Source organism: Solwaraspora sp. WMMD791 (assembly GCF_029581195.1).
Taxonomy (GTDB): Bacteria; Actinomycetota; Actinomycetes; order Mycobacteriales; family Micromonosporaceae; genus Micromonospora_E.
In genome coordinates this window covers 4,381,700-4,407,264 of record NZ_CP120737.1, presented here as the reverse complement: position 1 = coordinate 4,407,264, position 25,565 = coordinate 4,381,700, and the positions used below count along the sequence as shown (strand labels likewise).

26 protein-coding genes are annotated in these 25,565 nt (G+C 71.5%); 12 read left to right on the top strand and 14 right to left on the bottom strand.

Annotated features, from left to right (window positions below):
• Window positions 1–94: 94 nt before the first annotated feature.
• Genes O7623_RS19415 through O7623_RS19400 form a run of 4 tightly spaced genes read right to left on the bottom strand, consistent with a single transcriptional unit; the run spans window position 95 to window position 3,068 of the window.
• Complete coding sequence (locus O7623_RS19415; RefSeq protein ID WP_282224446.1) at window positions 95–895, bottom strand: ParA family protein; 801 nt, start codon at window positions 893–895, stop codon at window positions 95–97.
• Between the two features lie 3 nt (window positions 896–898).
• A complete protein-coding gene (locus tag O7623_RS19410) occupies window positions 899–1,549 on the bottom strand; it encodes an SAF domain-containing protein (protein WP_282224445.1) in 651 nt (216 codons plus the stop codon).
• Window positions 1,546–2,514 (bottom strand): hypothetical protein, encoded by a 969-nt coding sequence (locus O7623_RS19405; protein WP_282224444.1) that lies wholly within the window; start codon window positions 2,512–2,514, stop codon window positions 1,546–1,548. Before O7623_RS19405 ends, O7623_RS19410 begins: the two co-directional genes overlap by 4 nt.
• Window positions 2,508–3,068, bottom strand: coding sequence for a hypothetical protein (locus tag O7623_RS19400; RefSeq protein ID WP_282224443.1), 561 nt, complete (start codon window positions 3,066–3,068; stop codon window positions 2,508–2,510). The genes O7623_RS19405 and O7623_RS19400 overlap by 7 nt, the downstream gene beginning before the upstream one ends.
• Before the next feature lie 568 nt (window positions 3,069–3,636).
• Here O7623_RS19400 and O7623_RS19395 point away from each other — a divergent pair.
• The 6 genes from O7623_RS19395 (at window position 3,637) to O7623_RS19370 (ending at window position 11,743) form a co-directional block, all read left to right on the top strand.
• The gene (locus tag O7623_RS19395) at window positions 3,637–4,368 is read left to right on the top strand and encodes an A24 family peptidase (RefSeq protein WP_282224442.1); all 732 of its coding nucleotides are present in this window, start codon (window positions 3,637–3,639) and stop codon (window positions 4,366–4,368) included.
• Complete coding sequence (locus tag O7623_RS19390; RefSeq protein ID WP_282224441.1) at window positions 4,365–4,874, top strand: class I SAM-dependent methyltransferase; 510 nt, start codon at window positions 4,365–4,367, stop codon at window positions 4,872–4,874. Before O7623_RS19395 ends, O7623_RS19390 begins: the two co-directional genes overlap by 4 nt.
• A gap of 261 nt (window positions 4,875–5,135) precedes the next feature.
• The gene (locus O7623_RS19385) at window positions 5,136–6,530 is read left to right on the top strand and encodes a nitronate monooxygenase (RefSeq protein WP_282229475.1); all 1,395 of its coding nucleotides are present in this window, start codon (window positions 5,136–5,138) and stop codon (window positions 6,528–6,530) included.
• Window positions 6,531–6,585: 55 nt separating this feature from the next.
• Entirely contained in the window at window positions 6,586–7,479 is an 894-nt protein-coding gene (locus O7623_RS19380) for a DUF2993 domain-containing protein (protein ID WP_282224440.1), read from the top strand.
• Window positions 7,476–9,695: an MMPL family transporter gene (locus O7623_RS19375; protein WP_282224439.1), complete on the top strand. Its 2,220-nt coding sequence runs from the start codon at window positions 7,476–7,478 to the stop codon at window positions 9,693–9,695. Before O7623_RS19380 ends, O7623_RS19375 begins: the two co-directional genes overlap by 4 nt.
• Window positions 9,696–9,736: 41 nt before the next feature.
• Window positions 9,737–11,743, top strand: a complete 2,007-nt coding sequence (locus tag O7623_RS19370; protein ID WP_282224438.1) for an ATP-binding protein — start codon at window positions 9,737–9,739, stop codon at window positions 11,741–11,743.
• 100 nt (window positions 11,744–11,843) lie between these two features.
• On the opposite strand, the gene O7623_RS19365 is transcribed toward O7623_RS19370, so the two are convergent.
• The 3 genes from O7623_RS19365 to O7623_RS19355 form a co-directional block, all read right to left on the bottom strand.
• Window positions 11,844–13,883 carry an AAA family ATPase gene (locus tag O7623_RS19365; RefSeq protein ID WP_282224437.1) on the bottom strand — a complete coding sequence of 680 codons (2,040 nt, stop codon included), beginning with the start codon at window positions 13,881–13,883 and terminating at the stop codon, window positions 11,844–11,846.
• 126 nt (window positions 13,884–14,009) lie between these two features.
• On the bottom strand, window positions 14,010–14,138 hold the full coding sequence (locus O7623_RS19360; protein ID WP_282224436.1) for a hypothetical protein: 129 nt from the start codon (window positions 14,136–14,138) through the stop codon (window positions 14,010–14,012).
• A gap of 197 nt (window positions 14,139–14,335) precedes the next feature.
• Window positions 14,336–14,914: a hypothetical protein gene (locus tag O7623_RS19355; protein WP_282224435.1), complete on the bottom strand. Its 579-nt coding sequence runs from the start codon at window positions 14,912–14,914 to the stop codon at window positions 14,336–14,338.
• 158 nt (window positions 14,915–15,072) lie between these two features.
• Here O7623_RS19355 and O7623_RS19350 point away from each other — a divergent pair, with 158 nt between their 5' ends.
• Complete coding sequence (locus tag O7623_RS19350) at window positions 15,073–17,325, top strand: ATP-dependent RecD-like DNA helicase (protein WP_282224434.1); 2,253 nt, start codon at window positions 15,073–15,075, stop codon at window positions 17,323–17,325.
• Between the two features lie 191 nt (window positions 17,326–17,516).
• Here O7623_RS19350 and O7623_RS19345 read toward each other — a convergent pair whose 3' ends face one another.
• Together O7623_RS19345 and O7623_RS19340 are read right to left on the bottom strand one after the other, a co-directional pair.
• Window positions 17,517–17,714, bottom strand: a complete 198-nt coding sequence (locus O7623_RS19345; protein WP_282224433.1) for a DUF397 domain-containing protein — start codon at window positions 17,712–17,714, stop codon at window positions 17,517–17,519.
• Complete coding sequence (locus O7623_RS19340; protein WP_282224432.1) at window positions 17,711–18,568, bottom strand: helix-turn-helix transcriptional regulator; 858 nt, start codon at window positions 18,566–18,568, stop codon at window positions 17,711–17,713. Before O7623_RS19340 ends, O7623_RS19345 begins: the two co-directional genes overlap by 4 nt.
• A 283-nt stretch (window positions 18,569–18,851) precedes the next feature.
• Here O7623_RS19340 and O7623_RS19335 point away from each other — a divergent pair, with 283 nt between their 5' ends.
• The 3 genes from O7623_RS19335 to O7623_RS19325 all read left to right on the top strand — a co-directional run bounded on the left by O7623_RS19335 (window position 18,852) and on the right by O7623_RS19325 (window position 19,950).
• Window positions 18,852–19,178: a recombinase family protein gene (locus O7623_RS19335; protein ID WP_282224431.1), complete on the top strand. Its 327-nt coding sequence runs from the start codon at window positions 18,852–18,854 to the stop codon at window positions 19,176–19,178.
• Window positions 19,179–19,414: 236 nt separating this feature from the next.
• Window positions 19,415–19,696, top strand: coding sequence for a hypothetical protein (locus tag O7623_RS19330; RefSeq protein WP_282224430.1), 282 nt, complete (start codon window positions 19,415–19,417; stop codon window positions 19,694–19,696).
• Window positions 19,693–19,950 (top strand): hypothetical protein, encoded by a 258-nt coding sequence (locus O7623_RS19325; protein WP_282224429.1) that lies wholly within the window; start codon window positions 19,693–19,695, stop codon window positions 19,948–19,950. The genes O7623_RS19330 and O7623_RS19325 overlap by 4 nt, the downstream gene beginning before the upstream one ends.
• A gap of 35 nt (window positions 19,951–19,985) precedes the next feature.
• Here the strand turns inward: O7623_RS19325 and O7623_RS19320 are convergent, their stop codons facing one another.
• The 4 genes from O7623_RS19320 to mscL form a co-directional block, all read right to left on the bottom strand.
• Entirely contained in the window at window positions 19,986–20,681 is a 696-nt protein-coding gene (locus tag O7623_RS19320; RefSeq protein WP_282224428.1) for a hypothetical protein, read from the bottom strand.
• A 44-nt stretch (window positions 20,682–20,725) separates the two neighbouring features.
• Window positions 20,726–21,085, bottom strand: a complete 360-nt coding sequence (locus tag O7623_RS19315; RefSeq protein ID WP_282224427.1) for a hypothetical protein — start codon at window positions 21,083–21,085, stop codon at window positions 20,726–20,728.
• On the bottom strand, window positions 21,082–21,372 hold the full coding sequence (locus tag O7623_RS19310) for a hypothetical protein (RefSeq protein WP_282224426.1): 291 nt from the start codon (window positions 21,370–21,372) through the stop codon (window positions 21,082–21,084). The genes O7623_RS19315 and O7623_RS19310 overlap by 4 nt, the downstream gene beginning before the upstream one ends.
• 320 nt (window positions 21,373–21,692) lie before the next feature.
• Window positions 21,693–22,145 carry a large conductance mechanosensitive channel protein MscL gene (mscL, locus tag O7623_RS19305; protein WP_282224425.1) on the bottom strand — a complete coding sequence of 151 codons (453 nt, stop codon included), beginning with the start codon at window positions 22,143–22,145 and terminating at the stop codon, window positions 21,693–21,695.
• Between the two features lie 418 nt (window positions 22,146–22,563).
• Here mscL and O7623_RS19300 point away from each other — a divergent pair, with 418 nt between their 5' ends.
• Both O7623_RS19300 and O7623_RS19295 read left to right on the top strand, forming a co-directional pair.
• Complete coding sequence (locus O7623_RS19300) at window positions 22,564–23,826, top strand: ISL3 family transposase (RefSeq protein ID WP_282223817.1); 1,263 nt, start codon at window positions 22,564–22,566, stop codon at window positions 23,824–23,826.
• A 342-nt stretch (window positions 23,827–24,168) separates the two neighbouring features.
• Window positions 24,169–24,759: a hypothetical protein gene (locus O7623_RS19295; protein ID WP_282229296.1), complete on the top strand. Its 591-nt coding sequence runs from the start codon at window positions 24,169–24,171 to the stop codon at window positions 24,757–24,759.
• Window positions 24,760–24,854: 95 nt separating this feature from the next.
• Here O7623_RS19295 and O7623_RS19290 read toward each other — a convergent pair whose 3' ends face one another.
• Window positions 24,855–25,544 (bottom strand): FadR/GntR family transcriptional regulator, encoded by a 690-nt coding sequence (locus O7623_RS19290; protein WP_282224424.1) that lies wholly within the window; start codon window positions 25,542–25,544, stop codon window positions 24,855–24,857.
• Window positions 25,545–25,565 lie beyond the last annotated feature (21 nt).

Sequence of the window (25,565 nt, the reverse complement as noted above, 5' to 3'; positions counted from 1 at the left end):
CGCCTGCTCGGGCTGGGCTGACTGATCGTGGCGCGCGGGCTGGTCGGGCCGGGCCGGGTGGTCGGTGGGGTCCCGGGGGTCGCTCGACACTGGTTCAAACCGCATGCGGGACCCCTTCCAGCGCGGGCCAGCGCAGCCGGGCCTGCCGGCGTTCGATCAGCGACCGGACCGGGACCTCCAGCGCTCCGGCGGCGCGCAGCAGCGGCCGGTTGAGCTTGACGGTGCCGCCGTGGCTGAGCACCTCGGCGGTGCGGGGGTCGGCCGGCAGCCGGGCGATCACCGGCAGCTGCAGGGCCTTGCTGATCTCGGCACGGCTGTGCCCGTCGCCGACCAGCAGCAGCCGCAGCGATCCGGGCGGCACCCGGTGTTCGGCGAAGTCCCGCTCGATCGCGGCGACCGCCGAGCGGGCGCTGGACAGGTCAGGCAGGTGGGCGGCGGCGACCACCAGGACGATCGTCGCCGCCCGCAGGATCGGCCACGGTGGATTGGCGACGTACAGTCGACCACAGTCGACGATCACGTCGTACGGTGGTCGACCCTGCTCCAGACCGACGAAGAAGTCCGCGAAGCGTTGCCACAGCGGGGTGACGCTGCCGATCTGCGCGGGGTCGACGACACCGGGCAGCAGCAGCCGCTCCCGCCGGGGCGCGTCCAGGTCGACCAGCTGGCTCCAGAACGCCTCCTCCAGGTTGCCGTCGCGCAGCTCGCTGACGGCGAGTTCGCCGATGCCGCGCGGGCCGGCCAACGCGCCGCCCAGGTAGCCCGCCAGCAGGGTCCCACCGGCCGGATCGCACTCGGCGAGCACCACCCGGTGGTGCCAGGAGAGGGTGCAGGCCAGCGCGCTGGTGGTGACCCCGGGGGACCCCTTGGCCGAGACGAGGGCGACGATTGCCATCCGTCAGGCCGCCGGGGTCAGCACGACCGCGATCCGGTTCTCGGCGGCGAGCACCACCACGGCCGGTACGTCCCGGGCGGCCAGCGCCAGGTAGGCGATGACACCACCCCGGTCGTCGGCGGCCACGTCGATCACGGTCGCGTCGAACCGGGTGACGGCGGCATCGCCGGCGTTGCGCCCGGGGGTGCCGACGAGCAGCAGTTTGTCGCCCGGGTTCAGCCGCCGGGCCGGCACCTGCTCGGCGCGCAGCCCGAGGGCGATCTGCTGCTGGTCGGGCCCGATCATCGGCTCGTTGGTCAGTTGCGCCGGGGTGAGCAGGCTGCCCGGCACCAGGGCCACCGCCGCCCGCAGCCCGATCACCTGGTCGAGCTGGCTGGCCGGCACCGGCTGGATCGCCTGCCCGCCGGCCACCTGTACGGTCACCAGGTCGTCGGCGCTCAGCACGGTGCCGACCGGCACGTCCCGGGCGATCGCCAGGTAGGAGCCGGTGGCCCGGACCGAGGTGACGGCGAACGCCGAACCGAGCCCGCCGAGGGCGATCAGCAGGACCGCCAGACCGAGCAGGCCGGGCCGCATCCGCCGCTGCCGGACGATCTTCGGCGGGGTGACCGGGGCGTCGGTGCCGGTGCCGGTACGGGTCGTCGCCACGGTCATTCCCGCACCACCTGAAGCTCGTCGATCTCGATGGTGACCTCGTCGGACTCGAAGTCGAGGGTGGCGAAGGTGCCCTGCGGCTCACCGTTGATCGTCCAGGTCACGGTCCAGGCCACGGTCGCGGTAATCGCGTACTGCCCGGGGGTCCGGTAGCCCGGCAGGTATCCGCAGCTGGGGTCGAGCGGGTCGTCGACGCCCGGCTGGTAGGCGTCGAAGAGGTCACCGGGGGCGCATTCGATGCTGTCGCCGTTGCCCATGTCGATGGTGACCCCGCTGACCTCGGCGCGGACCACGACGCTGACGTCCCGGTCGCGTTCGGACTCCTGATGCGGACCCCAGGTGGCCTGGCCGCCCTCGGACCAGACCCAGACCGGCAGGCCGACCAGGCCCGGTGCCTGGCCCGGATCGGGCGCGGTGTGCAGCACCGGCCGTTCGAAGTCGATCCGGGCGTACGCACGGCGGCGCAGCTCGGCCGGGTCCGGCGGGGCCTCGTACCCGGGCGGCGGGTCGGCCAGCCAGACGGGTTCCGCGGACACCTGCCCGGCCGTGCAACTGCGCAGGTACGCGGTCTGCCCGTCGTTGCCGCCGGACGGCTGCGGCTCGGCGACCTTGTAGTAGCACTCGTCCTCGCGGTTGAACCAGCCGACGATGTCGTCGTAGCAGGGCAGCTCGACGCCGTCGCGGTAGCAGGGGCCGGCCCCGCCGCCGCCGTCGCCGCCACCGGAGTCGCCACCGCCGTCGTCGCCGGGCCCACCAGGGGTGCCGGGCCCCTCGCTCCAGCCGTCGCAGTGCGCCTGGGTGATCGTGCACTCGCCGCCGGACTGTGCGGCGGCTGGCGCGGCGGCGACCAGGACGGCGGCACCGGCAAGCACGGTGGCGGCGACTCCGGCGGCGGCCGTGAGCAGGGTGCCGACGGCCGGGCCGGCGAGCCAGCGCCGACGGGAACGATTGACGGCGGTCAGCATGGCTGGTCCGGGTGGGCGACGCCGCTGCTGATCAGCCAGCGACCGTCGTCGTAGCGGGTGGCGGTGGCGGTGGCCAGGTAACGGCCGACCTCGGTGCCGGGGACGACCTTGTCGGTGTCGTCGGCGTAGACCATCCGGTAATTCTTGGCGTCGAGGCAGTCCTGGATCACCACCGTCACCGGCACCGAATCAAGATTGACTTCGGTGACCGTCGGGTCGGAGATGAGTGAGCCGGTACGCATGGCTCCACGCTCCTTTGCTTCTCGAATGCCCAGCCGGACCTGCGTCAGGAGAGGATCCGCCAGATACTTCTGCAAATCGGGGTGATGCGGGTCTGCCTCGTGTTCGGCGTCCTCGGCGACGGCGAGGTACCCGGCGTACGCGGCGAGGGCGGCATCGGCCGCCTGCGCGGCGGCCGGATCGTCGGTGGCGGCGGGTGCGGTCAGCGGCGGCAGCGCGGCGGTCGGTTCGGTGGCGCACGCGCTGAGACCGACAGCGGCGAGCACCGACGCGACGAGCGTCGCTGCCGCCCAGCGTGGCGCAGTGGGCCCCACGGTCCGTCCTCCTCGGTGCCTGCCGGGCCGGACGTCGCGGCGTACGGTGACCGACACTATTACCAACGTCGATGTCGTGGAGTGCTGTCGCACTCCCCGCTGGAATGTGCCTCCGGTTGCCTCCGGCCGCGCGCTCACCTCCGCCAACGACACAATTCCGCCGGTGGAGTCCGATGTTTCCCGGCAGTAGTGCATCGCTCAAGGGGGGAGCATAGGCTGACGCTCGCGACAGCAACAGGGGCAATTCAGAACAACACTCAGAGTCACGATCTTCGGTTTCGGCGGCGGTGGAGGGAGGAGTGCCGTCCGTCAATTCCTGTTCATCTCCGAGGGCTGGGGGCGGTCACGCTGTCAAGTGCTGACAACTGATCGAAAACGGCCATCATCGTCAGCGAATTGCCGGCAACGTTCGTGTTCTGTCCGATTTGGAAGTCGCCGTCGACGGGGCGGAGTCTCGGTTCAGTGGTCGGTGGTGCCGGCCGGAACCACCGACCCGACCCGGCGTGTCGGGTCCGGCGCCACGCAGAGTCAGCGATCATGAAACTACTGAGAGTGAGGTGTTGGTCGGATGCTTCGACCCGGTCTGGTCGGCGTACCGGTGATCACCCCGGTGCTGCGATGGGCCGTCGCCGCCCACGCGGTCCCGGCCGGCGAACCCTGGCGTACCGGCTGCCCACGGTGCCGGGCCCCGATCGGACCGCGCCGGTCGCCGCGGACGTTGTCCGCCCTGGCCCGCTGCGACGGCTGCGGTACGCGGATCGGCGCGCCCCCGTTCGCAGTCGAAGCCGTCGGGGTCGTCGTCGGGCTCGCGGTCCTCGCCGCCGGTGCGCCGTGGCCGGTCACCATCGCGCTGCTCTGGTGGGCCGTCTGGATGGTCCCGCTGGTCTTCGTCGACCTCGCCGTGCACCGGCTGCCCGACCGGCTCACCTACCCGGCGGCGGCCGGCACCTGGGCGCTGCTCGGCCTCGCCGCACTGGTCACCGGCCGGCCCGACGCCGGGCTGCGCGCCGTCGTCGCCGGTACGGCCGTCGCCCTGCTGTTCGCCGCCACCACGGTGATCTTCGGTGCCCGGGGCTTCGGCCTCGGCGACGCCAAACTGGCGTTGAGCATCGGCGCGGTGCTCGGCTGGTTCGGCTGGCCGACCGTCCTGGCCGGACTGCTCGTCGCCTTCGTCGCCTCCGGCGCGGTCGCGGTGGGGCTGCTCCTGCTCGGCCGGATCCGCTGGTCGCAGCAGTTGCCGTTCGGGCCGTTCCTGGTGCTGGGCACCGTCGCCGCGCTGACCCTGGTGGGACAGCAATGATCACCATGGACACCGTCGGGCTGTGGGCGGAACGGCTGATCGTCGGCAACAGCCGCCCCTGGCTGTGTCGTCGGGCGACCGGCCGGACCCTGGAGATCGCCGTCGGCACCGGCCGCAACGTCTCGTTCTACCCACCCGACGTCGAGTTGATGGCAATCGACGTCGACCCCGGCATGCTCGACGTCACCCGGCGTCGGGCCGCCGCCGCCGGCCGGCGGGTCGCCCTCGGGCAGGCCGACGCCGCCGCGCTGCCGTACGCCGACGAGTCGTTCGACACGGTCGTCTGCACCTTGGCGCTCTGCTCGGTGTACGACCGGGCCGCCGTACTCGCCGAGATGCGCCGGGTGCTGCGACCCGGCGGCCGACTGCTGCTGCTCGACCACCGCGAACACCGGTGGCGGCAGGCACACCCGGCCGACCTGGCGCTGCGCGGCGGCTTCGTGGCCGAGGGACGCCGGCGGCTGTGGTTCGGCCTGATCGAGCGGCTGGCCGCCCGCCGGCCGTGACCTGGCCGCCCGCCCGCCGGCCGTGACCTGGCCGCCCGCCCGCCGGCCGTGACCTGGCCGCCCGCCCGCCGGCCGCTCGTGACCCTGCCCAGCCCGGCCCTACCGGCCATCAGGACTTCCCGGCCAGCGGTAGAGGCGTTGTGCCCGACGACACCGGGCGGCGATCCCCTGGCCAGCCGGCGGCGCAACGACCACGCTGGACGGGTGGCACACACTCCGACGCCGGGCGCGACGAGCCTGCCGGCGGTCATACAGGGTGGGATGGGCGTCGGCGTGTCGAGCTGGCGGCTGGCCCGCGCCGTCGCCCGTACCGGCCAGCTCGGCGTGGTCTCCGGCGTGGCCCTCGACGTACTGCTCGCCCGTCGCCTGCAGCGCGGCGACCCGGGCGGGCACGTCCGACGGGCACTGGCCCGGTTCCCGGTGCCCCGGATCGCACAGCAGGTGCGGGACCGGTACTTCGTGCCGGACGGGGCATCGCCGACGGCCGCGTACCGGCCGGTGCCCCGGCTCGGGCTGCGGACCGCCCGCCACGGTCAACTGCTGGCCGTCGTGGCGAACTTCGTCGAGGTGGATCTGGCCCGCGAGGGCCACGACGGCCCGGTCGGGGTGAACTATCTGGAGAAGATCCAGCTGGCGACCCCGGCGGCGGTGTACGGCGCCATGCTCGCCGGGGTGGACTACGTCCTGATGGGCGCCGGGCTGCCGACCGAGATCCCGCGCCTGCTGGACGGGCTCGCCGCTCACCGTCCGGTACGGCTGACCGTACCGGTGCACGGTGCCGTGCCCGGCGAGGAGCACCACGTCCGCTTCGATCCGGTGGAGCTGCTCGGTGAGGCCGTCGGTGACCTGCGCCGACCCCGGCTGCTGGCGATCGTCTCCTCCGCGACCCTGGCCGGGTATCTCGCCCGGGACGAGGTCACCCGCCCCGACGGCTTCGTCCTGGAGTCCCCGGTCGCCGGTGGCCACAGTGCCCGCCCGCGCGGCCGGCTCACCGTCGACGACGACGGCGAACCGGTGTACGGCCCGCGCGATCAGCTCGACGTGCCGAAGGTGGCCGGCCTGGGGCTGCCGTTCTGGCTGGCCGGCGGGCAGACCGGCCCGCAGCAACTGGCCGAGGCCCGCGCCGCCGGGGCCGCCGGCGTCCAGGTCGGTACGGCGTTCGCCCTGTGTCGCGAGTCCGGGCTGGACGAGGCGATCCGTCGGCGCATGCTGCACCAGGCAGGTCAGGGCACGCTGGTGGTGCGCAACGACGTACGGGCCTCGCCGACCGGGTTCCCGTTCAAGATCGCCGCACTGCCGGACACCGTCGCCGACGAGCAGATCTACGCCGACCGGCCACGACTGTGCGACCTCGGCTACCTGCGGACCCCGTACCGCCGTGACAGTGGTGGCGTCGGGTACCGCTGCCCGGCGGAACCGGTCGACGAGTACGTGCGCAAGGGCGGGTCGGTCGAGGAGACCGTCGGCAGCCGCTGCCTGTGCAACGGTCTGGTCGCGGCGGTCGGCCTCGGTCAGCACCGGTCGGACGGCTACGTCGAGCCGCCGCTGGTGACGCTCGGGCAGGACCTTGCCTTCCTGCGCCAGCTGACCCGCCACGGCATCGACTACTCGGCGGCCGACGTCGTCGACCACCTGCTCGCCGCGTCACGGTCTTAACGGACTTTCATCTTCCTCCCGTCCGGCTCCCATCCCCGGCGGGTGGGATCAGGGCATGCGGATCTGGAGACCACGCAGTCGGCCCGCGTGGCTGGCGGTCACGGCGGTCGGGCTCGTTCTCACCACCCTGCTCGTCGCCGACCGGGTCGCGGCGCGGCTGGTCGCCGGGCGGCTCGCCGACGCCGTGGCCTGCGCCACCGGGATGGCCGAGCCGCCCCGTGTCACCGTGCACGGCTTCCCGTTCGTCAGCCAGCTGCTGACCGGGCGGTTCGCCGGGCTCACGATCACCGCCGACGAGCTCGGCGGCGGCGAACTGGACATCGGCGGCGAACTGGACATCGGCGGTGGGCTGCCGGTCGCCGGGGTGACCGTCCGACTGAGCGACGTCGAGATCGTCGGCGACCTGACCAGCCCGTCCGGAGTGCGGGTCGGCCAGCTGTCCGCAGCGGCCACCGTCGACTTCGGCCGGCTCACCGAGCTGGCCGGGACCCTGTCGGACGACACCGCGCCGCAAGAGGGCACCGGCTCGGACGACGGCCCGCTCGGTGGTGGGCTGTTCGACGCGTCCGATCTGCGCATCCGGGGCACCGACAACGGTCAGCTGGTGGTGGAGCTGACCGCGCAGATGTTCGGCCAGGCCCTACCGATCACCGTGTACGCCGTACCGGAGCTCGACGGGCGGATGCTGCGTATCACCCCGGTCGAGGTCGAACTGCTCGGCCTGCGCCGCAGCGCCGACCGGCTGCCCGGTGCCCTCGGCCAGCGCCAGATCGAGCGGGAACTGCCCGCGTTGCCGGCCGGGCTCACGTACCAGGAACTGACCGTGACCGCCGACGGCCTGCGCCTGGCGGTCGCCGGGGAATCGATCGATCTCGACGACATCGGCCGACCGGGCTCCGCCGGGCCGGCCGGGAGCAACGACACCGAACAATGCCGGGAGCAGGCGTGAACACAGTGGAGACCGGTGCGGTTCACCGGATGATGGCGGCGCTGGGCGGTCTGGTCGTGCGCCGACCCTGGTGGGTGATCGGCGGCTGGCTGCTGCTGACCGTCACCGTGGCCGGCCTGGTCGTCGGCGTCGGCCGACCCACCGAGGAGGACGTGTCGTTGCCCGGCAGCGACGGCCAGATCGGGCGTGACCTGCTCGACACCCACTTCACCGGCAGCGGCGACGCCACCGGCCAGCTGATCTTCGAGGCCGGCGACGGACGGCTCGACGACCCGGCCACCGCCGCCGCGATCACCGCCGCACTCACCGAGGTGTCCGAGGTGGCCCACGTCGTGTCGGTCACCCCGCCGAGCGTCGAGGCGGGCACGATCAGCGCCGACGGGCGGATCGGCTACGCCAGCGTACGGCTGGACGTCGGCCCGCGTTCGGTCACCCGGCAGCTGTCCGACGACATCGTCGCCGCCGCCGCGCCGGCCCGCGACGCCGGCGTCGCGACGGTCCCCGGCGGCCCACTCGCCCGGCAGGGCCCCAGCACCCACGCCAGCGAACTACTCGGCCTCGGCGTCGCGGTGATCGTCCTCGTGCTGGTCTTCGGCGGCCTGGTCGCGGCGGCGTTGCCGCTGGTCAGCGGGGTACTGACGTTGATCGTCGGAGTCGGCGCGGTCGGCCTCGCCGGCCACTTGACCGATCTGCCGGGGGTGGCCAGCACCCTGGCCACGATGATCGGCCTCGGAGTCGGGATCGACTACGCGTTGTTCCTGGTCACCCGCTACCGGACGCTGCTCGACGAGGGTGTGCCGGTCCGGGCGGCGGTCGCCGCCTCGGTCGCCTCGTCCGGCAGCGCGGTCGTCTTCGCCGGCGGTACGGTGATCGTCGCGCTCTGCGGGCTGGCCGTCGCCCAGGTGCCGATCCTGACCGCGCTGGGCTGGACCGCCGGATTGGTGGTACTGGTCGCGGTCGCCGCCGCCACCACTCTGCTGCCGGCGCTGCTGACCGTCCTCGGGCACCGGATCGGCGCCCTGCGGGTGCCCGGGCTGCGTCGGCGAGCCGGCGGCGGTGCGTTCTGGGGCCGGCTGGCCGACCGGGTCACCCGTCGTCCCGGCTGGTACGCCCTGGGCACCGCCCTGCTGCTGGCCCTGCTCGCCGCGCCGACCACCGCCCTGCAGCTGGGGCAGCTCGACGCCGGGGACGACCCGCCGGGCAGCGCCAGCCGCGTCGGTCACGACCTGATGGCCGAGGGTTTCGGGCCGGGCGTCAACGGGATGCTCAGCGTCGTCGTCGACTGGGACACCCCGGTCGACGGTGCCAACGACCCCCGGCTGCTGGCGGTCCGTCAGCAGGTGGCGGCCACCGACGGGGTCGCCGTCGCCGGGCCACCGGCGGTCTCCGACGACGGCCGGGTCGCCACGGTACGCGTCCAGCCGACCACCGCGCCGAGTGATCCCGCCACGGTGGACACCATCGGCGCGCTGCGGGCCGTCGCCGTGGACGGCGGACGGCTGCACGTCACCGGGGCCCCGGCGATCCGGGCCGACCTCGGCGAGCGGGTCGGCGACCGGATGCCGTGGGTGATCGGTACGGTCGTCGTCGTCTCCGCGTTGCTGCTGCTGATCGCGTTCCGGGCACCGGTGCTGGCGGTCAAGGCGGCGGTGATGAACCTGCTGTCGGTCGGTGCCGCGTACGGCGCGCTGGTCGCCGTCTTCGTCTGGGGCTGGGGCATCGCCGCGACCGGCCTGGACGGTCCGGTGCCGGTCGAGGCGTACGTGCCGATGATGCTGTTCGCGCTGCTGTTCGGGCTCTCCATGGACTACGAGGTCTTCCTGCTGACCGCCGTCGGGGAGAGCTGGCAGCGCACCGGCGACAACCTGCTGTCGGTCCGGACCGGCCTGGCCGCGACCGGCCGGGTGATCACCTCGGCCGCGCTGATCATGGTGTGTGTCTTCGCCAGCTTCGTCGTGAACCCGAGCCCGGTGGTCAAGATGTTCGGTCTCGGCATGGCGGTGGCCATCACTGTGGACGCGACGATCATCCGTGGACTGCTGGTGCCGGCCACGATGGCGCTGCTCGGCCGGGCCAACTGGTGGCGGCCGACCAGAGGCCGCGGTACACACCAGTCACCTCGGACCGGCACGCAGAGCGACGACGGATTACCGGCTGGCGAGCCGAATCAGCCGTTGAGCGCGGGAATGGAGGCTGCCGTGCACCGGCGGCGGTAACGCAACGTAGTATGCCCTCAGGCTGGTACACAGGGGGTGCGGTGGCGGGGCGGCTGGCGGACAGACTGGGAGTGGCCCGCGACGAGGCGTTCGTCGGCCGTACCGCCGAACTTGTCGCCTTCCGGGCCGCGCTCGCCGGGGCCGCCGACAGCCTTCCGGTGTGGTACCTGCACGGACCCGGCGGCATCGGCAAGTCCATGCTGCTGCGTCGCTTCGCGGCGCTGGCCCGCGACGTCGGTCGGATCGTCGTCCAGATCGACAGCGCCGGGATCGACCCGTCCCCGGCCGGGTTCACCGCGGCGGCGTACGCCGCGCTCAGCGGCGCACCCTCGGTGCTGCTGGTGGACACCTTCGAACGATGCCAGGGGCTGGAAAGCTGGCTACGGGACCGGTTCCTCCCGCGCATCCCCGACGGCGTGCTGGTGGTGATCGCCAGCCAGCATCCGCCGGACCGGGAGTGGACCTCCGACCTCGGCTGGTCCGGGCTGCTGCAGGTGGTGGGCCTCGAGGAACTGCCGCCGGAGTCCGCCGCCGAGCTGCTCGACCGACGGGGCGTCCCGCCGGAGCTGTGGGACGGGCTGCTGCGGTTCGCCGGCGGGCATCCGTTCGCGTTGAACCTCTCCGCGACGGTCGCCGTCCGCGACGGCCAGGGAGCCGCCAGCTGGGCCCCGTCACCGGACGTGGTCGCGACGCTGCTGCGGCAACTCGTCGGCGAGGTGCCGTCGGCGCAGCACCGGCTCGCCCTGGAAACCTGCTCACACGCCCTGACCACCACCGAGGACCTGCTGCGGGCGGTGGTCGGCGAGCCGGCCGCCGAACTGTTCGCCTGGTTGCGTCGGCTGCCGTTCGTCGAGTCCGACCAGGACGGAGTGGTGCCACACGACGTGGTGCGCAGCGTGCTCGACGCCGACCTGCGGTGGCGCGACCCGCAGGGCTACCAGGTGATGCACGCCCGGGTCGCCGCGCACCTGCTCGACCGGGCCCGCGCCGCCAGCGGCGACGCGGTGCTGCCGGCGGTCCGCTCGCTGTACCACATTCTGCAGGACAGCCCGATCATGGCGCCGTACGCGATGCGTCGCGCCGGCGGCGCGGTCTACCCGGACCAGCTGCGGGTCGCCGACCGTACGACGCTGCTGCGGATCGCTCGTGAGGCCGACGACGGGGGAGCCGACCTGGTCGCCTTCTGGCTGGACCGCCAGCCGGAGGCGTTCGACGTGTACCGCCGCTCGGTCGACGCCGTCGTCGCCGGATTCCAGGTGACGCTGCGGCTGACCGGGCCCGACCCCGAGGAGGCCGCCGTCGACCCGGTGGTCGCGGCAGCCTGGCGGTACATCGCGACCGCGCCGCCCCGGCCGGGCGAGCACATCCTGCTGACCCGGTTCAGCTACCCGCTGCCCCGACAGCGGAGCTCCGCCGTACGGGACCTGATGCACGTGCGCACCCTGCAATGGTGGATCCGGTCGGAGCGGGTGGCCTGGTCGTTCGTCAGCCTCGACCCCGAGGCGGTCGGGGTGGCCGAGTTCATCGACCACCGGCTGGTCGAGCCGCAACCGGTCGTCGGTGGCCGGCCCTACGACCTGTACGCCCACGACTGGCGGGCCGTACCGGTCGACGTGTGGGCCGACCGGCTCACTGCCTGGCCACTGGCCGGCGCACCGGGGCCGGCGGCCGACCCGCCGACGCGTACCGTCCTGGCCCGGCCGGACTTCGACAAGGCGGTCCGCGCTGCCCTGCGGCACCTGCACGACCCGGCCCGGCTGCGGGGCAACCCGCTGACCCGCAGCGCGGTGGTGACCCTCACCTCCGGGTCCGGCACCACCGACCCGGCCGAGGCCCTGCGTACGGTGCTGACCGCCACGGCGCAGTCGCTACGGGACGACCCCCGGGACGCGAAGCTGTACCGGGTGCTGGCTGCCACCTACTTCGACGGTCCGACCACTCAGGAGGCGGCCGCCGACCGGCTGGGCCTGCCGGCCTCCACCTACAAGCGGCACCTGCGCGGCGCCCTGGACCGGCTGTGCGACCTGCTCTGGCGCGCCGACTCGTAGCCGACCGGCTCCACTCCCGCAGGGTGCCGGCTCCGCCGTCCCCGGCAGGTCAGCTCCGCCGTCCGCCGCAGGTCAGCTCTGCTGTCCGCCGCAGGTCAGCTCAGCCGTGCACCTCGTGGTCCCAGAGCAGGTCGCTGAGCCGGTCCAACCCCCTCGTCAGGTGCCGACGGTAGGTGCTGAACGGCAGCCCCAGCCGGTCGGCGGCCGCCTCCTGGGTCGGCGTACCGTGCACGAAGGTGGTGACCAGCACCCGGTGCAGCCGGGAATCGTCGCGCAGGTCGTCGATCGCCGCACCCAGCACGTCGCGCAGCGCCGCCACCGGGTCGGCCCTGCCGTGGTCGGCCACCAGCCGGCTGCGGGTCAGCGGGTTGGCCGCCAACTCGTCCGGGCGACGCCAGGCCCGTACGGCGGAGCGGACCGCCGCGTCGAACTCCGGCCGGGACAGCACCAGCAGGTCCGCACCGGTGTTCGCCGGCCGGGGCTGCAGGCCGTACAGCAGTTGCTGCTGGTTGTGGGCCAGCCACTGCATCAGCGGTGTCACCCGCCAGTCGTGGAAGAACAGGTGGTACGCGCGCCCGCCGACCCGGGGCGCAGCCTCGCCGACCGGGTGGTTGTCGAAGTACGTCACGTGGGCCGCCCAGAACTCCGCGTCGTGCAGCACCAGGTAGTGCAGGGCGAGGCCCTTGTCGTGGAGGAAGTGGGCGAGCATCCGCATCTGCATCAGGTCGTTGACCGGCGACGGACGCTGGTAGGCGGGCGGATGCACCATGAACCGGGCGATCCCGATGTGCTCGGCGGCCCGTAGCGGAGCCGTCGACCGGCAGTGCCGCCAGGCCCGGGCTACGACCGGATCGGCGTCCAGTTCGGCCTGGTCGGGGTCGGTCAGCCGTAACCAGACCAGAAAGGCGACCACCTCGTCGGTCGCCGAACTGCGGTAGACGTAGCAGGTGTCCGGCTGGCGGGCCAACCAGAAGTCGACGATGGCGGCGGACTGTGCGCCCTCGGCCTCGGTGGCCAGCCGCAGCACCGCCTCACGGTCCGTCGGTCGGTAGGCGTCCTCGTAGACCTTGCCCTCGCCGCCGAAGGTGAAGTACCGGCGGATCACCTGGGCGTGCCGTTGCAGGTACATCATCGCGCCGACGGCGGGCAGCACCGCCGCCCCGGTCGCCGCCAACGCCTGATCCAGCAGGTAGTCGTGCAGCCGCCGGTGCATCGTCTCGTAGCCCTGCGGATCCCGCCAGCGCAGGTCGTCGTCGAGCGCGTCGCGGACGACGTCGTGCGGGTAGAGGCCCCGGGCGTCGGACTCGATGAACGGCAGCTCCCGCAACCAGGCGAAGATCGGCCCCGGCTCGACGTCCAGCACGGCCCGCAGCAGCCCTTCGGTCGTGGTCTGGGCGTGCGCGCAGATCTCCAGCGCCAGCCGGTGCTGCGGCGACGGGGTCTCCCCGATCAGCTGGGTGAGCAGCGTCTCCACCACGTTCAGGCTGGGCCGCCAGGTGGCGGTGACCGCCGGGGTGTGGGTGACCGCCACCTCGGCGGCCAGCCGCAGCGCCAGCGGATGCCCGCCGGCGAAGGCCAGCACCGATTCGTGTAGTTCCGTCGGTACGCCCCGGCGGGTCAGCAGCGCCACCGCGTGCTCCCGGGCCAGGTCCCGCAGCGGTACCACCTTGAGCAGGTCCCGCCACGCCGGGTCGGCCCGCCACTGTGGCCCGGGCACGGACCGCCCGGCCAGCACCACCGGTACGGACTCGGGCAGCCGGGGCAGGAACCGGTTCCGGAGCCAGTCCTCCAGCCCCTGGCAGTACTCGAAGGAGTCGACGAGCAGGACGGCTGACTCGTCGGTCAGCGCCGCCGCAGCGGCGGCCTCGAACCGGGCCGGGGACGGGCTGACCGCACGACCGTCGACGTGCACCACGCGCCGCCCCGCCGCCGTCGCCTCGTCACCGAAGTAACGCAGCAGGGTCGACTTGCCGACGCCACCGGATCCGTGCAGGTAGAGCACGCTGAACGGCTCGGGTGCCCGGTCCAGGGCCTGCCGGAGCAGGTCGAGTTCCGCTACCCGGCCGACGAAGTAGCGCTCCCGGGTCTGCTTCAGCCGCTGGCCCAGACTGCTGGAAACTTCGCCACATCCGGCTGTCACAAATCGATATCTTAGTGAGGACGGCTCACCTGTGGCCGCCCGGTCCGCCCGCCCCGATGGGCGGCGCCTGAACCGGACGGCCACCACGTCGGGTTGTCCGGCGACCACCCGGATCCGGCGGCGCGGTCACTCCCGGCGACGGTACGGCGTCGCGCGCTGCACGATCCACTCCTGCAGTTGCTCGACCGAGCCGACAGCGGACAGCATCGCCGCCAGGTAGCCCTGGGTCTGCCCGAGCTGCGCTGGTGCCGGCACCGAGACCGGCGGCGTACGAGTCGCCGAGCGAGACGTAGTCCACGGTGACCGGGGCAAGACGTTCTCCTCGACTGGACGGTGCGGGGTGCGGCCGGGATCACCGACCGCACCCCGCACCCGTCAGATCAGGCTGGACGGCAGCACGTTGCCACCACCGACTGATCACCGCCAAGGCCGTTCCCTGTCCAGGTCGGTGGTCAGCGCGACTGCAGCGCGTCCAGCGCGACCGCCATGGCGATGACCAACCGCCGGTCCAACTGCGGGTGGTGGATGTCGACCAGGTAGCTGTCCCGCAGACCCCACTTGCGGACGACCGAGAACGCCGGCTGACCGTCGATCGTGAAGTCGAAGTGGTACGGCAGCCACGACAGCAGGTCGCTGAGCCGCCGCAGCAGCGCCACCGCCATGTTGCGTTCCGCGCCGGTGGCCACCCCGAGACCGGGCTGCTCCAGGTGCCAGGTGGACCGCAGCAGGGACTTGGCGAAATCCTTGCGGAACAGTCCGATCGGAGTGCCGGCGGCGTCCGTCACGTCGTAGGTGGCACCGAGGTCGATGATCTGCCGGGCCTTGAAGCCCAGCAGCGGCTGCTGGCGCTGGTCGTCGGCGTAGAGGGTGACCTGCTCGCGGAAGGCCATCCGCTTCTGCTGGGCGAAGGCCAGCAGCGGACCCGGCGAGCCGTCCGGCTGCGCCGCGCACACCTCGTACTGGTTGACCATCAGCCGGATGCGCTGCCGTACGAGCAGCTGTCGTTGGGATTGCAGGAACTGCTGGTCCATCGGTCGCCGACCTTCTCTACGCAGGGGGTGGGATCTGGCGGTACGGTGCCGGTGCTCCCGCGCCGACCAGGCAGTGTGCCACGTACCGGCCAGGCAGGCTGCCCCGTGCCGGCCGGTGGCGCCGAGGTCGGCGGACCAGGTCTCGGCATAATCGACCGGTGACCGCCGCCACCGGACGACCCGCCGCCGCGCCGCCGGCTGGCGCGGCTCGTCCCGCCGCCGTCCTGGACGCGGTTCTGGAACGGATCACCTACGCCAACGAGGAGACCGGCTACACCATCGCCCGGGTGGCCACCGACCGGTCCGGTGCCGACCTGCTGACCGTGGTCGGTTCGCTGCTCGGCGTACAGCCCGGGGAGAGCCTGCGGCTGGTCGGCCGCTGGGGGTCGCACCCGAAGTACGGCCGGCAGTTCGAGGTCCACTCGTACACGACGGTGTTGCCGGCGACGGTGCAGGGCATCGAACGCTACCTCGGCTCCGGGCTGATCAAGGGGATCGGACCGAAGATGGCCGGCCGGATCGTCGCCCACTTCGGTGCCGACACGCTGCGGATCATCGAGGAAGAGGCGGCCCGCCTCGTCGAGGTTCCTGGTCTGGGGCCGAAGCGGACCTCGCTGATCGCCAAGGCGTGGATCGAACAGCAGGCGATCAAGGAAGTGATGATCTTCCTGCAGGGCGTCGGCGTCACCACCTCGCTCGCCGTACGGATCTACAAGAAGTACGGCGACGCGTCGATTTCGATCGTGCGCAACGAGCCGTACCGGCTGGCCGCCGACGTCTGGGGCATCGGCTTCAAGACCGCCGACACCATCGCCCAGGCGGTCGGCATCCCGCACGACAGCCCGGAACGGATCAAGGCCGGCATCCAGTACACCCTCTCCGAGGCCGCCGACAACGGCCACTGCTACCTGCCGGAACCGAACCTGTGCACCGACGCCGCCGGCATCCTCGGGGTCGCCGTCGAGCTGGTCCGCGACGCACTCGCCGCGCTGGTCACCGAGGAAGGCGTGGTACGCGAGGCGGTGCCGAACCCGACCAGCGACGGTGGCACCATCCCGGCGGTCTACCTGGTGCCGTTCCACCGGGCCGAGTGCTCACTGGCCGGCAGCCTGCTGCGGCTGCTGCACCACCGCGCCGACCGGTTGTCGGCCTTCGCCGACGTCGACTGGGGAAAGGCGCTGGCCTGGCTGCGTGCCGGGACCGGTGCCGATCTCGCCCCCGAACAGGAGCAGGCGGTACGCCTGGCGCTGACCTCGAAGGTCGCGGTGCTCACCGGCGGACCGGGCTGCGGCAAGTCGTTCACCGTCAAGTCGATCATCACGCTGGCCGCCGCCAAGGGCGCCAAGATCGTCCTCGCCGCGCCGACCGGCCGGGCCGCGAAACGGATGACCGAGCTCACCGGGCACCCGGCCGCCACCGTGCACCGGCTGCTGCAACTACGCCCCGGCGGGGATCCGACGTACGACCGGGACAACCCGATCGACGCGGACCTGATCGTCGTCGACGAGGCCTCGATGCTCGACCTGATCCTGGCCAACAAGCTGGTCAAAGCGGTGGCGCCCGGCTCGCATCTGCTGCTGGTCGGCGACGTCGACCAGCTGCCGTCGGTCGGCGCCGGCGAGGTGCTGCGCGACGTGCTCGCCGCGCCCGCCGTACCGCAGGTGCGGTTGACCCGGATCTTCCGCCAGGCCCAGGAGTCCGGTGTGGTGGTCAACGCGCATCGGATCAACGCTGGTGAGCAGCCCCGTACCGACGGCATGGCCGACTTCTTCCTGTTCGCCGCCGACGACCCGGAGGCGGTCGCCGGCCTGGTCGTCGACGTCGTCGCCCGGCGGATTCCGCGCAAGTTCCGGGTGCCGGCCCGCGACATCCAGGTGCTCGCCCCGATGCACCGGGGCCCGGCCGGCGCCGGCAACCTCAACGTCGCCCTGCAGGAGGCCCTCGCACCGCCGCGCGACGACCGCCCGGAGCGGCGGCACGGGGCCCGGGTGTTCCGGATCAACGACAAGGTCATCCAGATCCGCAACAACTACGACAAGGGCACCGCCGGGGTCTTCAACGGCACCATCGGCGTGGTCACCGCGATCAGCACCGAGGACCGCAAACTCACTGTCCGCACCGACGAGGACGAGGACATCGAGTACGAGTTCGACGAGCTCGACGAGTTGCAACACGCGTACGCCATCACCGTGCACCGCTCCCAGGGCAGCGAGTATCCGGCGGTGGTCATCCCGGTCACCATGAGCTCGTACACGCTGCTGCAGCGCAACCTGCTCTACACGGCGGTGACCCGGGCGAAGAAACTCGTGGTCCTGGTCGGCTCCCGCAAGGCGATCGCGATCGCGGTCCGGACCGCCGGGGCCGGCCGCCGGCACACCGCACTCACTCACCGCCTGGCACCCGACGACTGACCCTTGATGATCAATATCGTGTAACTCCGCCTACGTCGAGGTGAGGATTACGCACGTTATTCAGGCGTTTTAACGTGCATAATCCTCACCTCGACGCAGCGTGCGGGCTCTCCGGCAAAGGGCAGAGCGCCGACCCTGCTGAGGCGGGGTCGGCGCTCGTTGGATATCTCGCCGGGGTAGGCGTCAGGCGATCAGTGGTGCTGCTTGGCCAGGTCGACGAACGAGCGCCACGCGGACGGGGCGAAGGCCAGGGTGCCGCTGTCGCGGTTCTTGGTGTCCCGGACCAGGACCCGGCCGGGCAGGTTGTCGGCCACCTCGACGCAGTTGTTCTGTCCGTTGCTCCGGCTTGACGTGAACCAACGAGCCGCTGAAACATCGCCAGTGATCATTTGCCCATCTCCTTCATCGCGTCCCTGATTGCCTGCCTCGATGACTGTTCATCGAGCGAGGCGTCCCAGATGTTGTTGAATGCTGCCTCGTACCGGTCGATCTCATGCGGTTTGTCCAGGAACAGCGCCCCGGTGAAACCATCGACGTAGACTGTGGGCGGTTCGGTGGCCTGGCCGTTGCCGTTGGTGGGGAACTCCAGCACGACGAACGGACCCGACATGATGCCGGCGTGTGTCCCGACCGCGAAGGGCAGCACCCGCAGCGTCACGTTCGGCATCTCGCTCACGGCGATCAGCCGTTCCAGCTGGGCGCTCATGACCTCCCGCCCGCCCACCGGCCGCCGGAGGATCGACTCGTTGAGCACCACCCTCAGCTCCGGTGCCGCGACCGGTCTGGTGAGCAGCGCCTGCCGAGCGATACGAAGTTGAACCCGTCGGGCGATCTCGCCCGGCTCCGTGCCGGGGTTGTCGGCCTCGATCAGCGTACGGGCGTACTCTGCGGTTTGGAGTAGTCCTGGTACGAGCTCGGCCTCGTACCACCGCAGGCGACGGCAGGACTCCTCCAGGCCGATGTACAGGTCGAACCCTTCGTTGATGACGTCGGCGTACGACAGCCACCAGCCCTTGCTCTTGGTCTCCTTGGCGAGAGCCATCAGCGATGTCGTCGTCTCGGCCAACGCGCCGTAGACGCGGCACATCTGCTCGACGTCGAGTGACCGCATGGACGTCTGCCCGGTCTCGATCCGCCAGATCTTCGCTTCGCTCCACTCCAGAGCGGAGGCGGCGGCTCTGACCGTGAACCGGGCCTGCATCCGGAGATCACGCAGGTAGCGACCCAGTTGCCGTCTCGGCACGGTCGATCCTGTCGCTCCTTCCGCCACGTTCCGTCCTCCGCTCCTCGCTTCACGGTGAGGCGATCCTGTCACTCACGATGAAAGCACCCGTACGCGTGTTTTGCAATGCTTGCTTCGCCCGTGATGACAGCTTTTCGGGTCCTTCAAATGAAGTCTTGCAGATCGATACACGCAGTGCTCTACTCGTTTTCGATACCGAGCGCGCCACCTCGCTCAGCAGTCCGTGCGGGGTCACCAGTGCAGACACGTGCCGTCAGTCCCGCTCGAAGGGAGGCAGTCCACGGTGAAGCCGTTGATGTACGGCTACCTGCGGGTGGACCGCGACGCCCTCGATGGCGACACCCGGCAGATGGAACTCGCACTCCAGTTCTGGGCCGAACAGGAGGGCTACTGCTTCGCGGGACTCTTCCGCGACCAGGACACCACCACGCCCAACCGGCCCGCCCTCACCGCACTGATCGAACAGATCAGCCGCTCCGGTGCCCGGCACGTGATCATGCCCAGCCTCGCGCGCCTCTCCACCCATCCGGCCGCCCAGCGCCACCTCCGCCACGCGCTGGAAGACACCGGCGTCCAAGTCCACACCCTGCAGGAGGAACTGACCTCATGAACCATCGACACCAGCGAGAAGACCGGACGGCCGTGACCCCCATCCCAACCCGACCCAGCCGGGAACGCCGATGCTGAGCATCGGAGCGATCGTCGGAGCGGCCCTGCTCGGCTTCTGCGCCGGACTGTTCTCGTTCCGGGTCAAGTCCAGATGGTGCCCCTGCTGCGGCCTCACCACCTGGCCGACGGAACGAGGCGCCGACGGCGTCGAACGACCGTGCCGCGACGGAAGACCCGGTGGATGACCGACTGCTCCGCACACCCGAACCCAAACCCGGCGACGTACTGCTGATCGGTGCGGAAGCGAGCGTGCAGTTCGCCGGCGACCGACGACTGAGGTTCCGGGTCATCTCGATGGACCGGAAACCCACCTACCACGGCTGGGTCTGGCTCACCGGCTATGTCATCGACGAACGCGGACTGGCCGCCGATCGGCGGGAGATCTTCGTCCAACGACGCGGACTCCACCGACTGCCCAAACGACAACCGACAGCACAACCAACCAAGGAGAGAACATGATCATCGAAATGCTGAGGGACTGGTGGCTGCGTTGGCTCGACTGGTGCTCCGGCCGATCCACGGCCTCCCGGCGACTCCACGCCCTCCGGCTGCGGCAGACGACAACGGCCCGCCAACGCCGGCTCGACAACAACCGGGGACGTCACTGGCGGTCGGAGGCAACCAGCCTGCTGCCGACCCTGCGCCCACTAATGACCTACGGCCAGCAACTCGGCTACCGGCTACCGCCTTTCACCAGCCCGACCAGCCGGTGACCCGCCGTGCGGGGTGAACAGAGAGTCGGCGGCGGTCACCTGTCGGCAGGCGTACCGCTGACCCGGCCGCCGCGACCGCCACCCTGCGCCGGCACCTTCGGCTGGCTTGCGGGTGCCGGCTGCCGGGTGGCCGAGGTGCGTTGCCGGCCCGTCGGCCGCCAGGTGCGGCCGTTGGCGTAGACGATCCGGAACCCCAGGTACGCCGCCAGCGGTGCCCAGTGCGACGAGCCCATCCGCAGCTCGGCGGCGTTGTTGTAGACCCCGTTGGCGAGTACGTCGAGCAGCACCGTCTCGAACGCGGCCGACTCCACCCAGTCGACCTCCCGGGTGTAGCCGCAGATCAGCGCAGCACCGGTGGTGGCGAGGAACTCGCGCATCCGGGCGTCGGAGGCGCGCAGCACAGAGCAACTGCCGAAGTAGAGCCGCTTGCCGGCGCACCGGCCGGCCATCTGGTCGGCCACGTCGTCCAGGTCGACGTGGTGACGTTCGGTCAGGCACAGCCGGGTCGGCTCGCCGTGCATCGCGAAGAACCCGACCCGGTAGTCGGCGTACTGGCGTAGCAGCCAGCGGTCCAGGAAGTAGGCCAGTTCGTCGGGGGTGGCGGCGTCCCGGTGGATGAACCGGATCCGGCCGAGCCGTTCCAGCAACTCCAGCGTGGGCAGCACGGATCCGCGTTCGTTGAGGTCCCGGTGCCACTGACCTTCGATGCAGAAGACACCACCGCGCGCCACGTCGCCCCCCACCGTGCCGGTCCGCCCGGTGACCATACCGCCGGTCAGGCGGGTGGTGTCACCTCGGATCGGGAAACGGTCAGTCGGACCGTGCCGGCCTCGACCGCCGCGATCTGGTCCGCCCCGGCGTAGCCGACGCCGTCGATCTTGACAAATCCGGTACGCAGCAGCCGCGCGGCGACGTCCGGTGCGGTGGTCGGCTCGTCGCCGGCCTGTGGATGCGGCACCTGTTCACCGATCGCGTCCTGCGGGTCGACAGCGCCCTCGACCGCCACCGCCGCCGGGTCGCCGGCGCGGACCAGGGCGACACGGCCGACGACATCACCGTGTACGTCGACCACGGTCATCCCGGGGGCCATCCGCTGGATCGGGTCCGATGTCCCGGATTCGTCGACGCTGCTCATGGCTGCCCGGTTCCCCGCGCCGGAGGCGGACAAACCTCGCTCGCCGCCCGGTGGCGGGCAGCGGGCGGTCCGTCGGAGACCTCCCGCCAGTCGCCCGGCCCGGTGAGCAGGTGACGGACCATGTCGTACGCCGCGTCCTCGGTGCCGTGCTCAGTGAACCGGGAACGCCCGTCGGCCCCGCCCACCCGAGCCTCCACGTACCAGCGGTCGGCGTCGGTACGGAGGAAGACGTCCCGCCGGGCGAGCCGCCCCCACACCCCGTTCCACCAGTGCTTACGTTGCTCCACCGGGCGACTCTATCGAACATGTGTTCGACGGGACAGGTGTTCGGTCAGTCGGTCTCCGGGCGCTGGTAGCAGGTGCCGCAGGTCGGGTCGTCGCACCGGCTTCGGACGAGCGTGGCGGCCCGCCCGCTGGCCGGCCTGGCCGGCGGGCGGTTCAGGTCGGGCAGGGGGCGGGTGGGCGTCGCACAGTCCTGGGAAGTCGTCCCGGCTAGCTGCTGCATGTGTTCAGTGTCACTCAGGCTGGGCCGGCCTGTCGTCGGCTTTTCGACAACTGGGAGCGATATGGCAACTACGAAGAGTTGTGACTGGGGGTGTGGGGTGATTCAGCGGAATTGGCCCGGCTGGCCTGGCTGACCCGGATGCCCTGGCTGACCCGGCTGGCTCGCGCGGGCGACCAGCGCGTCGCGGATCTCGGTCAGCAGCTTGATCTCCTCGCTCGGCGCGGCGGGCGGCGGCTCCTCGCCCCGACGGCGCCGCTCGGCCAGCCGGTTCATCGGCAGGACGACCAGGAAATAGAGCGCGGCGGCGGTCAGTGCGAACGTGATCACCGCGTTGACGAACGCCGGCCAGTCGAAGTCAACTCCACGGATGGTGACTACCGAGCCGCTGATGCCGTTACCGCCGGTCAGCAGTACCGTCAGCAGCCGGATGAACGGTTCGAGGAACGACTTGGTCAACTGGGTGACGACAGCGGTGAACGCCGCACCGATCACGATGCCGACCGCGAGGTCGATGACGTTGCCGCGCAGGATGAAATCCTTGAAACCCTTAAGCATGAGGGGTACTCCCGGGGGCCAGAGCGAGATGTCGCGGACAACCTACCCGTGACCGCCACCGCAGTGGTCCCTGGCCTGCGTGGTCCCTGGCCTGCACGGCCCCGCCCGCAGCCCGGCCCCGGAATGATCCGCCGGGCCGGGTCGTTGTGCATGGTCCGCGCCGCGCAGTAGACAGCGCCCGCCGCCGCAGTTCGCTCACCTGGCCGCGTGCTCACGGCAGGCCCGCTTGGCGTCCCGGCGGACCGGCTGCCTCCGGCTGGCGGACCGGTACAGCGGTCGAGCAGTATTCCTCAGAGGAATAATCATGGATCTTGTGTTGTGTCTGTGGGTGGTTCGGCGCGGCGTTGGTGGCGCACGCCGTTGCCCTGCCTAGGTTCTGGCTTGTCGAAGGTCAGAACTGGGAAAGGCGGGGAACGGCGTGCGTTCTGTCAGCGTATGGGCTGCTCTGCTCGGCGTCGAGCGGGCGGTGGTGGAGGACGTCGAGTTCGACGACGAAGACGCGTTGTTGGTGGTCCATGTACGGGTGCGTAGAGGGGCGCGGCGGCGGTGTCCGTACTGCGGCCGGCGGTGTCCGGGTTTCGACGCCGGTCACGGGCGGCGGCGGTGGCGGGCTCTGGATCTGGGCACGGTCAGGGCGGTCGTCGAGGCCGACGCGCCACGGGTGTCCTGCGCCGAGCACGGCGTGGTGGTCGCGGCGGTGCCGTGGGCGCGTCACAACGCCGGACACACCCGGGCGTTCGACGCCACCGTGGCGTGGCTGGCGGTGCGCACCGCGAAATCGACGGTGTGTCAGCTGATGCGCGTCGGTTGGCGCACCGTCGGGGCGATCGTGGCCAGGGTATGGGCCGACACCGGCGAGGTCACCGACCGGTTCGCCGGGCTGCGTCGGATCGGCATCGACGAGATCGCCTACAAGAAGGGTCACCGGTACCTGACCGTCGTGGTCGACCACGACACCGGCCGACTGGTGTGGGCCGCGCCGGGCAAGGACGCCGCGACGTTGCACGCCTTCTTCGACCAGCTCGGTGAGCAGCGCGCCGCGGCCATCACCCACGTGTCCGCCGACGGCGCCGACACGATCGCGAAGGTCGTCACCCGCCGCTGCCCGCAGGCGGTGCGGTGCGCCGACCCGTTCCACGTCGTGGCCTGGGCCACCGAAGCGCTGGACCTGGTACGCCGACAGGCGTGGAACCAGGCCGCCGGACGCGGCACCGGCCGACGCAACACCGCCCGGGGCGACGCCCGCACACTCAAGAACGCACGGTGGGCCCTGTGGAAGAACCCGGACAACCTCACCGAGGCACAGAAGGCAAAACTCGACTGGATCGCCAGGACCCAGCCCCAGCTGTACCGGGCCTGGGCCCTCAAGGAAGGCCTCCGCGCCGTGTTCGCCATGGCCAAGGACAGCCCGGCAGCGGCACTCGAAGCCCTCGACAGGTGGATCGAGTGGGCCCGCCGCAGCCGTATCGACGCCTTCGTCGAACTCCAACGCCGGATCACACGCCACCGCGACACGATCCGCGCCGCGATCGAACACCAACTGTCCAACGGACTCATCGAGTCAGTCAACGCCAAGATCCGGCTGATCACCCGGATCGCGTTCGGCTTCCACTCACCCCACGCACTGATCGCCCTCGCCATGCTCAGCCTCGGCGGCCACCGACCACAACTACCCAGATGACGATCCAGAACCGACCCACACAAACAACACAAGACCCATAATCATTCCTCAGAGGAATACCATCTGACGCGGTGTCCCGTCCGCATGTCGTCACCGGCGGTGACGGCGGGCTGTCGGGCCGGGGAATGACCGGCCGGCCCGCGTCGTTGTACATGGTCGCGACGCACGGAAGGCCAGCCCCCGAGCGGGCGAGAAGCCACCGCCGCGTCCCCGTACCACCCGGATGACCGTTTACCGCACACCCCACACACCACCCGCCCGTTCCAGGGGCCGGGTCAGGGGTGTGCCCCCTCGGAAAACGGAAGGTGGACCCCCCTTATGGCCACGATCATCAGCCGTACCCTGGCCACCAGCCTGCGCAACACCGCCCTGGGCATCGCCGGTCTCACCCTCGCCGGCGGGGCGATCGCCGCCCCCGCCCTGGCCGCCGACCACGCCCCCACCGCCCTCGCCGCACCCGCCGCCGCAGCGGCCGCCAGCGACAGCGTCGACACCGCCAAGCTCATCCCACACGGCGTGCAGGGCGAACAGTCCCGCATCACCCTCTCGGCCGAGCAGACCGACAACGTCAAGGGCATCATCGCCGCCACCAAGAAGGCCGGCATGGACGAGCGTGCCGCCGTCGTCGCCATCGCCACCGCGCTGCAGGAGTCGAAACTGGAGAACCTCGGCCACCTCGGTGACCGCAACGACCACGACTCGCAGGGCCTGTTCCAGCAGCGGCCCTCCTCCGGCTGGGGCACCGTCGAGCAGATCACCGACGTCGAGTACTCCACCACCGCGTTCCTCAACGGGCTCAAGGCCGTCGACGGCTGGCAGGACATGCCGCTGACCCAGGCCGCCCAGACCGTGCAGGTGTCGGCCTACCCCGACCACTACGCCCAGTGGGAGACCCAGGCCGCCGAACTCGTCGCCCAGCACTGGAACAGCTGACCGCAGCAGGCACCACAGCAGGCACCACCCAGCAGGACGTGGCAGGGCCGGACCCCGGGTACGGGGTCCGGCCCTTCCACGCGTACCCGCCGAGGTCAGTCGGTGGTGAGGTAGGCCGCCGCTTCCTGGGCGGCGCGGTCCGGGTCGCCGTCGCGGATCGCCTCGACGAGCCGGGCATGGTCGACGTGCCGGTCGGGGTGCAACTGTGGGCCGACGGCTTCGGCGACGGTCGTCCGCATCGCCGCGCCGATCGAGTCGTACAGCTCGGCGAGCATCACGTTGTGCGCCGCCGCCAGGATCGCCCGGTGCAGGGCCATGTCGGCCTCGACGAACTGGGCGAGGTCGCCGGTGCGCCACGCCGCCTCCCGGTCGGCAAGGGCCTGGTCCAGCGCGGCGACGTCGGCCGGGGTACGGCGCTGGGCGGCAAGCCGGGCCGCTTCGACCTCGAAGGCGCGCCGTACCTCGACGGTCTCCCGCCACTCGGCGGTGGCGCAGCGGCGGGCGACGGCACCGGCCAGCTCGTCGGTGGATACGACGTACGTGCCGGAGCCCTGCCGGCATTCCAGGATGCCGGCGTGGACGAGCGCCCGTACCGCCTCCCGGACGGTGTTGCGCCCGACGCCGAGCGCCTCGGCGAGCTTCGGCTCGGTGGGGATGCGGGAGCCGAGCGGCCAGTCACCTGCGGCGATCGGCTCGCGCAGCGACTCGATCGCCTGGCGGACCAGGGTCTGCCGGGAGCGGGCGGGCCGGGCTGCGGCCGCAGGGGAAGGTACCGGTGGTGTCATCCGTTACATCACCCGACCATA

What these genes read in the sequence shown, in the direction of transcription:
- O7623_RS19395 (WP_282224442.1), top strand. Translation starts at nt 3,637, where the DNA reads ATGCTTCGACCCGGTCTGGTCGGCGTACCGGTGATCACCCCGGTGCTG.
- O7623_RS19410 (WP_282224445.1), bottom strand. Translation starts at nt 1,549, where the DNA reads ATGACCGTGGCGACGACCCGTACCGGCACCGGCACCGACGCCCCGGTC.
- mscL (WP_282224425.1), bottom strand. Translation starts at nt 22,145, where the DNA reads ATGCTTAAGGGTTTCAAGGATTTCATCCTGCGCGGCAACGTCATCGAC.
- O7623_RS19390 (WP_282224441.1), top strand. Translation starts at nt 4,365, where the DNA reads ATGATCACCATGGACACCGTCGGGCTGTGGGCGGAACGGCTGATCGTC.
- O7623_RS19290 (WP_282224424.1), bottom strand. Translation starts at nt 25,544, where the DNA reads ATGACACCACCGGTACCTTCCCCTGCGGCCGCAGCCCGGCCCGCCCGC.
- O7623_RS19385 (WP_282229475.1), top strand. Translation starts at nt 5,136, where the DNA reads ATGGGCGTCGGCGTGTCGAGCTGGCGGCTGGCCCGCGCCGTCGCCCGT.
- O7623_RS19345 (WP_282224433.1), bottom strand. Translation starts at nt 17,714, where the DNA reads ATGATCACTGGCGATGTTTCAGCGGCTCGTTGGTTCACGTCAAGCCGG.
- O7623_RS19355 (WP_282224435.1), bottom strand. Translation starts at nt 14,914, where the DNA reads ATGGACCAGCAGTTCCTGCAATCCCAACGACAGCTGCTCGTACGGCAG.
- O7623_RS19405 (WP_282224444.1), bottom strand. Translation starts at nt 2,514, where the DNA reads ATGCTGACCGCCGTCAATCGTTCCCGTCGGCGCTGGCTCGCCGGCCCG.
- O7623_RS19380 (WP_282224440.1), top strand. Translation starts at nt 6,586, where the DNA reads ATGCGGATCTGGAGACCACGCAGTCGGCCCGCGTGGCTGGCGGTCACG.
- O7623_RS19315 (WP_282224427.1), bottom strand. Translation starts at nt 21,085, where the DNA reads ATGAGCAGCGTCGACGAATCCGGGACATCGGACCCGATCCAGCGGATG.
- O7623_RS19415 (WP_282224446.1), bottom strand. Translation starts at nt 895, where the DNA reads ATGGCAATCGTCGCCCTCGTCTCGGCCAAGGGGTCCCCCGGGGTCACC.
- O7623_RS19325 (WP_282224429.1), top strand. Translation starts at nt 19,693, where the DNA reads ATGATCATCGAAATGCTGAGGGACTGGTGGCTGCGTTGGCTCGACTGG.